Raw genomic sequence first — 13,366 nt, 5'->3', positions numbered from 1 at the left:
GGTGTGGCGGTTGTCATTGGAACGTTTATCGCGTTGGTGATTTGTGTTCTTAACGTTGCTCAACGAGCTATGGCCAATGGGAAAGTGTTTGCCAGTTTTGCCACCTTTGGTGTGGCGGTGATGTTTGCAGGGCAGGCGTTTATTAATGTCGGCGTCGCTTCAGGTCTTCTGCCAACCAAAGGTCTGACTATGCCATTCATCAGTTACGGCGGCAGTAGCTTACTGGCGTCCTGTGCTTTGATGGCACTGGTTATGCGCATTGATTGGGAAATGCGGATGGAAGCTCTGGCTCCGCCGAAAAAGACTGCCGTGAAAAGCCGTCGCAAAGTGAGAACAATACGTCAGCAAGATGATTTGCCTGCTGTTTCCGAAACAGGGAGAGCAGCGTGATGAGTAAGGTTACAGATCAGATGCAGACAGAGAAAACTCAACCACAGATCAGTGTCGTAATTATGGCAGGCGGAACCGGCGGTCATGTGTTTCCTGCGCTGGCCGTTGCCGAGAAGTTGCGTCAAAACGGCGTCAAATTGAGCTGGTTGGGTACTGCCCGTGGTATTGAGGCCGAGCTGGTGCCTGCGGCAGATATTCCATTGCACTGTTTGAGCATTGAGGGAGTTCGGGGTAAGGGACTTTTTTCCAAGTTAAAAGCACCTTTTTTATTGCTTGGCGCTGTCTGGCAAGCCCGTAAGATCTTAAAGCGTGAGCAAGCCGATGCGGTATTAGGACTGGGTGGTTTTGCATCGGGGCCAGGTGGTGTTGCTGCCTGGTTGTTAAGAAAACCTGTGTTGATTCATGAGCAGAACGCGATTGCAGGAACCACAAACCGTTGGTTGTCACGCGTTGCGAGCCAGGTTATGGAGGCTTTTCCTGGAAGCCTGCCGGATGCAACGCATGTAGGTAATCCTGTGAGAGAGTCCATCGCCAAGGTTGCTCCATTGCACACCCAAGCAGAAAAACCTCTGAAGATTCTTGTTCTGGGAGGGAGTCTGGGCGCTTTGGCTCTGAACGAAATGATTCCAGTGGCCATCAGACATTTGCCCCTGGAAATGCGTCCCGAAGTGAAACATCAGACCGGTAAGCGCCATCTGGATGCTACTCAAAAGAATTATCAGAACGCCGGTGTTGTCGCGGAAGTTCTGGATTTTATCGAGGACATGGCTGCTGCCTACGAGTGGGCCGACGTCGTGATTTGCCGGGCGGGTGCACTGACCGTATCTGAGTTAACCCTGGCGGGGCGTGGAGCATTATTGATTCCGTACCCTTTTGCTATCGACGATCACCAGACATTCAATGCGAAGTGGTTGGAAGAAAATGGCGCTGGCACTGTACGCCAGCAGCGTGATTTGACGGTTGAGGGGCTTGCAGAATTTATTCGCAATGTTTCACAAGATCGTCAACAACTGCTTGAAATGGCAGCAAGTGCAAAAGCACTGGCAATGCCGGACGCAGCCAATAAGGTGGCTGAAATTTGCATGCTAGCCGCTCGCGGCTCAAGAGCTGAGGCGGCTTAATATGGATAAAGATGAGATGAAAACTCCCAGCAGCGGGATCAATAAATACGTCAGCAAAGTGCCAGAAATGCGTCGAATCAAGCGTATCCATTTCATCGGTATCGGCGGTGCTGGTATGAGCGGTATTGCCGAGGTTCTTCTGAATCAGGGATACAATATTTCCGGTTCGGATCTGCGTGAGTCTAATGTTACTCAGCGCTTGCAGAGCAAGGGCGCAGAGATCTTCATCGGTCACAGTGAAGCGAATGTTGAAACAGCCGATGTGGTTGTGAATTCATCCGCAGTGGATGAAAACAACCCGGAAATGCAAGGTGCGAGAGAGCGACGTATCCCGATTGTTCGCCGTGCTGAAATGCTGGGTGAATTGATGCGCTACCGCCACGGTATTGCGATAGCGGGTACCCACGGTAAGACCACTACCACCAGTCTGTTGGCCTCTGTACTGGCCGCTGGTGATCGTGATCCTACTTTTGTCATTGGTGGTTTGCTCAACAGCGCCGGAGCCAATGCCAAATTGGGTGAAAGTCGCTATTTGGTGGCCGAGGCGGACGAGAGTGATGCGTCTTTCCTCCACCTGCAACCGATGGTGGCAGTCATCACCAATATTGATGCTGACCATATGGACACTTACGAAGGTGATTTTTCCAAAGTGAAAAAGACCTTTGTTGAGTTTCTCCACAACTTGCCGTTTTACGGATTGGCTGTTGTGTGTGGTGATGATCCGGTTGTGCAGGAAATTATTCCTGAAATTTCCAGACCCATCATTACCTACGGTTTTGAGGAAGGAAATGATTTCCGTGCAATCAACATCGTACAAACTGCGCTGAGTACACGTTTCACCGCGCAGCGTCCTGATGGGTTGGCTGATCTGGATGTCACGGTCAATATGCCAGGTCATCACAATGTATTGAATGCTTTGGCAACCGTTGCGGTAGCCTCTGATGAAGGGCTGGATGACGGTGCAATTCAGCGAGGACTGGAAAACTTTCAAGGCGTGGGGCGCCGCTTTCAGGTCTACGGCGAGTATTCCGTTGAAGACAAGTTGGGTGGCAGTGATGCCGAAACCAGTACAGCGATGTTGGTGGATGACTATGGCCATCACCCGCGAGAAGTGGCAGCCACGGTTGCCGCAATCCGTGCAGGCTGGCCTGAACGTCGCTTGTTGATGATTTATCAGCCGCACCGCTTCACAAGAACCCGGGATTTGTACGAAGACTTTGTAGACATTCTGTCGCAGGTGGATGCACTGATCATGCTGGAAGTATACAGCGCCGGAGAAGATCCGATTCCGGGTGCAGACAGTCGGCATTTGTGTCGCAGTATTCGTGGCCGAGGCCTGGTTGAGCCCGTTTTTATTGAAGGTATTGATGGTGTGCCCGAAGTGGTAGCCGACCTGGTTCGGCCTGGAGATATTGTGCTGACTCAGGGCGCTGGCAATGTTGGTTTGCTGGCAGTGGAATTGGCAAAGCGTAAGCTGCAGTAAATTTTCTGGTATCAACGATAGCTCATTGAGATCAGTGAAATATTAGGTAAACAAGAGTAGACACAGTTATGAAAAACGTAAATTCACAGGAGTTCGGAAGGGTCGTTGTTTTATATGGCGGTCAGTCAGCTGAACGTGAAGTGTCTCTAAATAGCGGCAAGGCCATATTCGATGCTCTGATTCGTCAGGGAATTGATGCCTTCTTAATAGATGTGGACAAAGATATTGTCGGACGTTTACTGAAGGAAACAGCAGATCGGGCGTTTATCGCGCTTCATGGCCCTGGCGGTGAAGATGGCCGGATCCAGGCTTTGTTGGAGTTTATGGAGATCCCTTATACCGGCAGTGGTGTACAGGCATCCTCTCTGGCGATGGACAAATGGCGCACCAAACAAATTTTTACCGCTGCGGGGATTTCTACTCCGGAATATCGCGCTTTGAAAGCAGATAATCTCGACAGTGTCGTAGCGGAGATTGGCGAGGCCTTGATGGTGAAGCCAGCGCATGAAGGTTCCAGTATTGGCATGTCTAAAGTGACCAGTCGTTCAGAGCTGGATCATGCGTATCAGGAAGCAGCCCAATTTGACAGCAGCGTGTTTGCAGAACAGGTAATCGAAGGAGCGGAATACACCGTTGCAGTTCTCGAGGGGGAGGCTTTACCCGCTATTCGACTGGAGACTGATCACCAGTTTTATGATTACAACGCCAAGTATATTGCTAACGATACGCGCTACCTGTGTCCATGTGGCTTATCTGAAAGTGATGAGTTGCGGTTAGCCAAGCTCTCTGTAGAGGCATTCGAATCTCTGGGTTGCAGTGGTTGGGGACGGGTGGACTTTATGGCGGATAAAGACGGAAATTTTTATACCCTGGAGGTAAATACTGTTCCCGGTATGACGGATCACAGTCTGGTACCCATGGCAGCGAAAGCCAAAGGTCTGAGCTTTGATGATCTAGTGGTCAGTATTTTAAAACAAACTGTGTCGGCGAATTGATCGATGAACTCGGATCGCACTCAAAAGAACACCAGGAAAAGTAGATCCCCTGTTCAGAACAGGCGGTCTGCCAGTGCTCGAGGTGCGGTGCGTTCAAATAAAAAGGCAGTTGGTGGGGAATACGGCAAAAAGCTATTGCGCTGGCTGGGTGTTTTTAGCATTGCGGGCGTTGTGGTTATTGGTTGCTACGGTGTTGGCAGTTGGGCTATCAGCCAGCTTGATCGCCCGGTCACGAGCGTGAAAATCAACGGTGAGTTTACCCGTATTTCGCAGAAAGAAGTGGCTGAATCGGTCTATGACGCCATGGCAGACAGTTTTATGAAGCTGGACCTTGGTCAGATTCAGCAACAGTTAGAGCAAAAGCCCTGGGTAGACCACGCCCGCGTGGCAAGACGTTGGCCGGGTGAATTAGAAGTGACTGTGGTTGAGCACAAGCCCATCGCGAGATGGGGAGACGCTGATGCACTGAATCACCGCGGTGAAGTCATTCGATTGAGTGACAAAGATGCAGCCTCAGTTTTGTTAAAAGGTCTTCCTGAGCTCAGCGGCGAAGAGGGTCTGGAGCAGGAAATGATGGCGCAGTATCAAGTGCTGAATAAGCTGCTGACAGAATATGGCATGTCGGTAAAAAAATTGACATGCAGTGCTGCACGAAGCTGGACCATCACATTGAGTGATGACGTGGTGATTCGGGTAGGGCGTGATGAAATGCTGGCTAAAATGGGACGTTTTTTGACCGTTTATAAAGCGCAGCTACAGGCTCGTTGGACGGAACTGAGCAGTATTGATCTTAGATATTACAACGGTGTTGCTGTTCAATGGCGTGAGCCGGCAAGTGTATAAGTGGATTGGCAGAATGATGAAGCAGGAAATTCAAAAGCAACGCAAGTGTCTCGATATGTACATGTTTCTTGGAGTGTGTGAGTCATTTGAAAACAGTTGCGGCAAAGATAACGACAAAAAGGCATTTCAGCCTAACAGTGAGGTTGTGTAATGGCAGCGGCAAATGAAAGTCGAATGGTTGTTGGCTTGGATATCGGCACTTCCAAAGTAGTTGCCATTGTTGGGGAACTGTCAACAGACGGCGAGCTGGAAATCATTGGCATTGGCTCTCATCGTTCATCCGGTCTGAAGAAAGGCGTAGTGGTGAACATCGAGTCAACAGTCCAGTCCATACAGCGTGCTATTGAAGAGGCAGAGCTGATGGCCGGCTGTCAAATACACTCGGTGTATGCAGGCATTGCCGGCAGCCACATTCGCAGCCTGAACTCCCACGGTATTGTGGCGATCAAGGATCGTGAAGTGTTCAGTCAGGATCTGGATCGAGTTATCGATGCAGCGCAGGCGGTGGCGATTCCAGCTGATCAGAAAATTCTGCACATTTTGCCTCAGGAATACCTGATAGATGAGCAAGAAGGTGTGAAAGAGCCTCTGGGAATGTCAGGCGTGCGTCTGGAAGCCAAAGTTCATCTGGTGACCTGTGCAGTCAATGCCGCACAGAACATTGAAAAATGCATTCGACGGTGTGGCCTGGAAGTTGAAGACATTATTCTTGAGCAGCTGGCCTCGAGTTATTCAGTACTGACTGATGACGAGAAAGAACTCGGTGTGTGTATGGTGGATATCGGTGGTGGCACTACGGATATCGCCATCTTCACCGAAGGCTCGATTCGTCATACCGGCGTGATTCCAATTGCCGGTGATCAGGTGACTAACGATATCGCTATGGCTTTACGTACACCGACACCACACGCTGAAGAAATCAAAATCAAATACGCTTGCGCGTTGGCCAAACTGACCGGACCTGATGAAACCATCAAGGTGCCCAGTGTTGGCGATCGTGAGCCGAGAGATCTGTCCCGTCAGGCATTGGCGGAGGTGGTTGAGCCACGTTACGACGAATTGTTCACGTTAGTTCAGGCAGAGTTGCGTCGCAGTGGTTTCGAAGATCTGGTGGCTGCCGGTATAGTTTTAACTGGTGGTACATCAAAAATGGAAGGCGTAATTGAGCTGGCGGAAGAGATATTCCATATGCCTGTGCGCCTTGGAACACCACAGAATGTAAGGGGGTTGAGCGATATTGTTAATAATCCAATTTATTCAACCGGTGTTGGCCTTTTGCAGTATGCGAAGCGTCAGCAAAACGAAGGTCGTGTCGCGCAGTATCAGGTGAAATCCGATGGCGGCAATAACTGGTGGGAGAAAGTGAAAACCTGGTTTCAGGGTAACTTTTAACACAGATGTTCAAGCATTTTTATCAGTAGACTTTAGTAGCAACAATATTTAGTCACGACAACATTTAGTAACGACAGCATTAAGTAACAGAAACACAAATTATTGTTAGTGAATTCAATTTATTTTGTCAGGGAAAAGGGGAAAAACCATGTCAAAGTTCGAACTAGTAGATAGCGTACCTTCTAACGCAGTCATTAAAGTTGTTGGTGTCGGTGGTGGCGGTGGTAATGCCGTTAAGCACATGATCTCCAATGATGTCGAAGGCGTAGAATTTATTTGTGCCAATACCGATGCGCAAGCGCTGAAAGATGTTGAAGCACGTACAGTGCTGCAATTGGGTACTGCCATTACCAAAGGTCTGGGTGCCGGCGCTAACCCTGAAGTGGGTCGCGAAGCGGCAATGGAAGACCGTGAGCGTATTGCCGAAGTATTGGAAGGGGCCGATATGGTCTTTATTACTGCCGGTATGGGTGGTGGTACTGGTACTGGTGGTGCACCGGTCGTCGCTGAAGTGGCTAAAGATCTGGGTATTCTGACTGTGGCGGTTGTCACCAAGCCGTTCCCGTTTGAAGGCAAAAAACGTTTGGCGATCGCCGAAGCGGGTATTCGTGAGTTGCAGGAACGTGTTGACTCACTGATTACTATTCCAAACGAAAAACTGCTGGCAGTTCTGGGCAAAACCACAACGCTGCTGGATGCTTTTAAAGCGGCGAACGATGTGCTTCTGGGTGCTGTTCAGGGTATTGCTGACCTGATTATGCGTCCCGGTATGATCAACGTTGACTTTGCAGACGTTCGTACCGTGATGTCTGAAATGGGTATGGCGATGATGGGCACGGGTATTGCTAAAGGTGAAAACCGCGCTCGTGAAGCCGCCGAAGCTGCTATCCGCAGTCCTCTGCTGGAAGATATTAATTTGCAGGGCGCTCGCGGTATTCTGGTGAATATCACTGCCGGTCTGGATCTGTCTCTGGGTGAATTCTCTGAAGTGGGTGATACCGTGGAAGAGTTTGCTTCAGAAGGGGCGACTGTGGTTGTTGGTACCGTAATCGATCCGGAAATGAGCGATGAACTGCGTGTGACCGTAGTTGCCACTGGTTTAGGTGAGCCTATAGCAGCCGTTAAGCCGGAACCCACCAAAATGGTGGTTGATAACACTCGCCGAAATGGCGGTCAGCCGGATTATGCGGCTCTGGATCGCCCAACGGTTATGCGTAATCAGCCTACTCAGCGTGGCTCCGCAGTTCAGAAGCCGATGGAAGATAAAGATATGGAATATCTCGATATTCCTGCGTTCCTACGTCGTCAGGCAGACTGATAGTCTGTCTGAGCAGCGAAAGGTTTATATGTATCAAGATATGTATAGATGACGAACTCCCTCGTATCAGCAAGGTCTGTAGTCAATATGATAGTGGGAGAGGCAGCCAGGAGGTAACTGGTTCTCTATATCTATATCGATGAGTAACACGTGGTTCTCACAGCTTTGATGGTGTGATTGTGTATGAGTCTCTGTTGATAGATGTCTGATAGGTTGATAGATGTTTGATAGCGGAGATTCAAGAGTTGTGAGCCGCAAGGCCGGGTTGGTTTGATGTATAAGTGCGCTGATAGGCGTATTGATGAGCTGACCTGCAATATTGCCAAAGTAAATAACAAATCATGGAAATTGATTTGTTAGGTATGAAAAACCGACGATGTTCTAACTGACGGAAATCGTCTGCGGATCAGGGGTTGGCAGTGAATGAGCTTCACTTCAGTCGCGGTCTGCAGGCACTGTGCCCCCTCACAGAGCAAGGAAGCATGTTGAAGTCAGTTAATAAGTTTAAGTTGTTGGTTTATGGGTACTAACTTTGGTAATATTGCCCGATTAACTGCTCCATACTTGGTAATACACATCAATGATTAGACAGCGTACGCTTAAAAATGCCATCCGTGCCACTGGTGTAGGTCTCCATACAGGTGAGAAAATTTACCTGACGTTGTTGCCTGCGCCTGTCGATACCGGAATTGTATTTCGCCGTGTGGATTTAGACCCAGTGGTCGAAATCCAGGCAAAAGCCGAAAACGTGGGTGATACCACCTTGTCCACCACCTTGGTTAAAGGTGATGTGCGAGTTTCTACCGTCGAACACTTGTTGTCTGCCATTGCGGGTATGGGCATTGATAACGCAATCGTCGAAGTCAGCGCGCCGGAAGTTCCGATTATGGATGGCAGTGCCGGACCTTTCGTTTTTCTTATCCAGTCCGCTGGAATTGAAGAGCAGAAGGCTGCGAAGAAGTTTATTCGCATTAAACGCCCTGTGGTGGTTGAAGATGGCGATAAAGTAGCCAGTTTTCTGCCGTTTGATGGCTTTAAGGTCTCTTTCTCCATTGATTTTGATCATCCGGTCTTTAAAGGTCGCACTCTGGACGCGTCTGTGGATTTTTCCAGCACGTCTTTTGTGAAAGAAGTCAGTCGCGCCCGTACGTTCGGCTTCATGCACGAAATCGAGTACCTGCGCTCCAAGGGCTTGGCCAAAGGTGGCAGTGTTGATAACGCCATCGTGGTTGATGAGTACCGTATCCTTAATGAAGACGGTCTGCGTTACGAAGATGAGTTCGTGAAACACAAGATTCTGGATGCCATTGGCGACTTGTATCTATTGGGTAATAGCCTGATTGGTGAGTTTAAGGCTCATAAATCCGGTCATGCGCTGAATAATAAGTCCTTGCGCCAACTGATCGCTCAGGAAGATGCCTGGGAAGTGGTGACTTTCGAAGACGAAAGCACGGCGCCCATCTCTTACGTCAAGCCTGTTCTGGCTGTATAGCCCGGTACGGGGCCAAAGTCTGGCCCCGTTCTCCTCTCCGAAATGCCTGTTTTTCGCCTCTGCCGGCCCTGTTTGTAGTTCGGTTATGGCTGGTTTCTGATGCCAATAAGTATTGGTAATTCCTTATTTTATATGCCATATTGGTCGGCAGGTTGTCTTGTTATTTGCCGGTTTTATGCTACCTCCTGTAAGATCTCTTCAGAATTAGGCGTAGTGGTCGTTAACTGACTAGTGTGAGCAAGCAACAAGCAGCTCGGAACGGACGCCAAACAATAACCTAGGCATGTTTATCAAAGTCGCCACCTGTGGCGGATTCGCTTATTTCTTATGGAATAAGCAATTGTCTAAATATTTTGACAAGGCGGGACCCGGATACAGTGAAAATCATTGTTGTCAGTAAACATCATGGCCGAACACGAAGCTTTACCCTGGGTGGGTGGACTCGTGCGCTCCTGTCTGTTTGTCTGCTGGGGATTCCTGTTGGTTTGGGTGTCTGGGTTAATCAGGAGCTCAAGCACAATGAAGGCGCCGATCTTTTTACGGGTGATTCAGCCCGAGCCTGGAACGAAGCGCTCTCAGATCAAGAAAATGAGTTAAAAGAGGCCCGTCAACACGCTCAAGAGCAATTATCAGCTCTGACGCTGCGTATGGCCGAGCTTCAGGCGAGACTGGTTCGTCTGGATGCGCTGGGTGAGCGTATCACCAATATTGCCAAGTTGGATCAGGGAGAGTTTGATTTTAGTCAGCCTCCAGCTCTGGGTGGACCGGAAAGCACGGCGTTGGGCGAAGCCTATCAACCACCTGAGTTTATCGAAGTCATTGATCAGCTTACAGATCAGATTGCTGATCGCGAACAACAGCTGGATACTCTCGAAGCCCTGTTGGCCAAGCGCAAGGTACAACGGGAAGTCTTTATTGCGGGACGCCCGATTAAGAAAGGCTGGATGTCTTCCCGTTACGGACGCCGGACCGATCCATTTAACGGTCATATTGCCTGGCACAACGGTCTCGATTTCGCCGGTAAAAAGGGATCTGACGTTGTTTCGGTAGCTGCCGGTGTTGTGACCTGGGCGAGTGAGCGGAACGGTTACGGCAAGTTGGTTGAAATCAATCATGGTAACGGCTATACCACCCGCTATGGACACGGTTCAGATGTCTTGGTTAATGTGGGAGACGTTGTCAAAAAAGGCCAGGTTATTGCTCTGATGGGCTCCTCTGGTCGATCAACCGGTCCTCACGTCCACTTTGAAGTGTATAAGCATGGGCGGGCTGTGGATCCCGCTGCCTATATTCATCGAACAATCCGCTAATTCCTATCTTTTGCTTGCTTCCGCAAGCACCTTTCGGTTTACTTGTGCCTTTTGTGCGCAGAGCGCTATTGGCGTCTAATTCAACGTTTTTGCGTTTGTTTTCGTGAATATCCGCCCCAAGACGTGGAGCGTATTCAGCATCGAAACACTCGCAGCAACGTGCAGCAAACAGTTTAAAATCGGTATTACTCATGATTGGTAAAATGGTCAAATCTGTGTTCGGGTCAAAAAATGACCGCGAACTCAAGCGTATGGGAAAATTGGTCAAGCGTGTTAATGCGCTTGAACCTGAGCTGGAAGCTCTCTCTGATAATCAGCTGAAGCTGAAATCTACAGAGTTTAAAGAGCGCTTTCAGAAAGGTGAGACCTTGGACAGCTTGCTGCCGGAAGCCTTTGCCGCTTGTCGCGAGGCGAGCCGAAGAGTTTTGGGCATGCGCCATTTCGATGTTCAGCTGATCGGTGGTATGAGCCTGCACGAAGGGCGCATTGCGGAAATGCGCACGGGTGAGGGTAAGACCCTGATGTCAACGCTGGCGGCCTACCTGAATGCCCTGTCTGGTAAAGGTGTTCATATCGTAACGGTGAACGACTATCTGGCCAGTCGCGATGCCGAGTGGATGCGTCCACTGTATGAAGCGCTCGGGCTGCAAGTCGGTGTGATCCAGTCCATGCAGGATCCCCGCCTTAAGCACGAAGCCTATCAGGCAGACATTACCTACGGGACTAACAACGAGTTTGGTTTCGATTACCTTCGCGACAATATGGCTCTGCGTATTGAAGACAAAATGCAGCGCCCGCTAAATTTTGCCATTGTGGATGAAGTGGATTCCATTCTGATTGATGAGGCGCGAACGCCATTGATCATCTCCGGTGCTGCTGAAGACAGCTCCCGGATGTATCAGCAGATGAACGTGCTGATTCCCAAGCTGACCAAGCAACTCAGCGATGGTGAGGAAATTACCCAGCCTGGCGATTACATGCAGGATGAGAAAAGCCGCACCGTCGAGTTGACTGAAGGTGGTCACCAAAAAGTCGAAGACATGTTGATTGAGGTTGGCTTGCTGCAGCCGGAAGAAAGCCTGTATTCAGCCATGAATCTGAATCTGCTGCACCATGTTCATGCGGCACTGAAAGCCCATGTATTGTTCCAGCGTGATGTGGATTACATCATTCAGGATAATCAGGTCGTGCTGGTGGATGAGCACACAGGTCGTACGATGGCAGGGCGCCGTCTTTCTGAAGGTTTGCATCAGGCGATCGAAGCAAAAGAGGGCGTCTCGATCCAGAATGAGAGCCAAACCCTGGCTTCAACAACTTTCCAGAACTATTTTCGTCTGTTTCCGAAACTGTCCGGGATGACCGGTACGGCTGACACGGAAGCGTTTGAGTTCCGTCAAACCTATGGTTTGGATGTGGTGGTTATCCCCACCAATAAACCGATTACCCGACAAGATTTCAACGATCTGGTCTACTTAACGACAGAAGAAAAGTTTCAGGCTATCTGTGACGCGGTTAAAGAGCTTCAGCAGGAAAACAAACCGGTTCTTGTCGGTACTGCTTCGGTAGAAGCTTCAGAAGAAATGTCATCCCGACTGAAGAACGCGGGCATTAAGCACCAGGTACTGAACGCCAAGTTCCATGAAAAAGAAGCCTCGATTATTGCTCAGGCAGGGCGTCCGGGGGCTGTGACTATTGCCACCAATATGGCGGGTCGCGGTACGGATATCGTACTGGGGGGTAACTTCGACGCCGAACTGGCAGACATGGATAACCCGACAGAAGAGCAAATTGCAGCCGCTCGTAAAGAGTGGAAAGAGCGTAACGCTCAGGTACTTGAAGCCGGCGGGCTGCATATTATTGGTACTGAGCGTCATGAATCCCGACGTATTGATAACCAGCTCCGTGGTCGTGCAGGCCGTCAAGGGGATCCGGGGATGTCTCGCTTCTATCTGTCGATGGAAGATAACCTGATGCGCATCTTTGCCTCCGACCGCATTCGGGGCTTTATGCAGGCACTGGGTATGGAAAATGGCGAGGCCATTGAACACCGCATGGTGACCAATGCCATTGAAAAAGCTCAGCGCAAAGTTGAAGGCCGCAACTTCGATATTCGTAAACAATTGTTGGAATACGATGACGTGGCGAATGATCAGCGTCAGGTGGTTTACCAGCAGCGTAACGAATTGTTGGAATCGGAAGACATCGGCGATGCAATATCAGCGATCCGTCAAGACGTTGTTATCGATACGGTCAGCGGATTTATTCCTCCGCAAAGTCTGGAAGAGCAGTGGGATGTGCCTGGGTTAGAGCAGCATTTGGAAGCCGATTTCGGATTGCGTCTGCCTATCGGGGAATGGCTGGAGGAAGATAAAAAACTGCACGAGGAAAGCCTGCGAGACAGAATTCTCGAAGAGTTGCAAAAAGCCTACGATGAAAAGTGCGAGCGCTTTGGTCCGGTGATGCGGGAAGTCGAGCGTCAGATCATGCTTAACGTGCTGGACATGCTCTGGAAGGAGCATTTGGCCAATATGGATCATCTGCGTCAGGGCATTGGCCTGCGAGCTTTTGCTCAGAAAAACCCGAAGCAGGAGTACAAGCGCGAGTCTTTCGAATTGTTCCAGCAGATGCTCGATAACCTCAAGACTGAAGTCATTCGTATGCTTGCCCGTGTTGAGCCTGTCAGTGAAGAAGAAATGGCTCAGATGGAAGAGCAACGCCGCCAGGCGATGGAGCTCGAGCAGAAACGTATGCAGTTGGAGCACGCAGAAGCTTCAGCCATGCAGAGACCTGCAGACGAGGCAGATGCAGGGCAGGAGAGGCCAGCAGAAGCGAAACCGTTTGTGCGTGAAAATGCCAAAATCGGACGCAATGACCCCTGTCCTTGTGGATCGGGTAAAAAATTCAAACAATGTCATGGCCAGTTGAGCTGAGTCCCGCTCAAGGCAGGCATATTTACATCCCGCTGGTAGGGCTTCATAGATTGATAGTCTGTCAGCGATTAAGCAGGTAACGAATATGGCAG

At 49.8% G+C, this 13,366-nt stretch carries 10 protein-coding genes; all 10 read left to right on the top strand.

The features are described 5' to 3' along the window. A partial coding sequence (locus tag ACTG33_RS12920) for an FtsW/RodA/SpoVE family cell cycle protein (protein WP_439135638.1) occupies positions 1-390 on the top strand: 390 nt, incomplete at its 5' end. Continuing rightward, entirely contained in the window at positions 390-1,511 is a 1,122-nt protein-coding gene (gene murG / locus ACTG33_RS12915; RefSeq protein WP_439135637.1) for an undecaprenyldiphospho-muramoylpentapeptide beta-N-acetylglucosaminyltransferase, read from the top strand. The genes ACTG33_RS12920 and murG, both read left to right, overlap by 1 nt. Positions 1,512-1,527: 16 nt before the next feature. After that, positions 1,528-2,994 (top strand): UDP-N-acetylmuramate--L-alanine ligase, encoded by a 1,467-nt coding sequence (gene murC, locus ACTG33_RS12910; protein WP_439135639.1) that lies wholly within the window; start codon positions 1,528-1,530, stop codon positions 2,992-2,994. A gap of 68 nt (positions 2,995-3,062) precedes the next feature. Next, on the top strand, positions 3,063-3,989 hold the full coding sequence (locus ACTG33_RS12905; protein ID WP_439135636.1) for a D-alanine--D-alanine ligase: 927 nt from the start codon (positions 3,063-3,065) through the stop codon (positions 3,987-3,989). An 87-nt stretch (positions 3,990-4,076) separates the two neighbouring features. Next, positions 4,077-4,832, top strand: a complete 756-nt coding sequence (locus ACTG33_RS12900; protein ID WP_439135635.1) for a cell division protein FtsQ/DivIB — start codon at positions 4,077-4,079, stop codon at positions 4,830-4,832. Positions 4,833-4,982: 150 nt separating this feature from the next. Continuing rightward, a complete protein-coding gene (gene ftsA / locus ACTG33_RS12895; RefSeq protein WP_439135634.1) occupies positions 4,983-6,224 on the top strand; it encodes a cell division protein FtsA in 1,242 nt (413 codons plus the stop codon). 148 nt (positions 6,225-6,372) lie between these two features. Continuing rightward, positions 6,373-7,542 (top strand): cell division protein FtsZ, encoded by a 1,170-nt coding sequence (gene ftsZ, locus ACTG33_RS12890; RefSeq protein WP_439135633.1) that lies wholly within the window; start codon positions 6,373-6,375, stop codon positions 7,540-7,542. Between the two features lie 580 nt (positions 7,543-8,122). Continuing rightward, positions 8,123-9,034: a UDP-3-O-acyl-N-acetylglucosamine deacetylase gene (gene lpxC / locus ACTG33_RS12885; RefSeq protein ID WP_439135632.1), complete on the top strand. Its 912-nt coding sequence runs from the start codon at positions 8,123-8,125 to the stop codon at positions 9,032-9,034. Between the two features lie 377 nt (positions 9,035-9,411). Beyond that, positions 9,412-10,344, top strand: a complete 933-nt coding sequence (locus tag ACTG33_RS12880; RefSeq protein WP_439135631.1) for a peptidoglycan DD-metalloendopeptidase family protein — start codon at positions 9,412-9,414, stop codon at positions 10,342-10,344. 191 nt (positions 10,345-10,535) lie between these two features. Then, the gene (gene secA / locus ACTG33_RS12875; protein ID WP_439135630.1) at positions 10,536-13,274 is read left to right on the top strand and encodes a preprotein translocase subunit SecA; all 2,739 of its coding nucleotides are present in this window, start codon (positions 10,536-10,538) and stop codon (positions 13,272-13,274) included. The last annotated feature ends 92 nt before the right edge of the window (positions 13,275-13,366 follow it).

The organism is Pseudomaricurvus sp., from assembly GCF_965662505.1.
In the GTDB taxonomy this organism is placed as follows: Bacteria; Pseudomonadota; Gammaproteobacteria; order Pseudomonadales; family Cellvibrionaceae; genus Pseudomaricurvus.
Note: the sequence above shows the minus strand (reverse complement) of the source record. Positions and strands in the feature narration are given on the sequence as shown.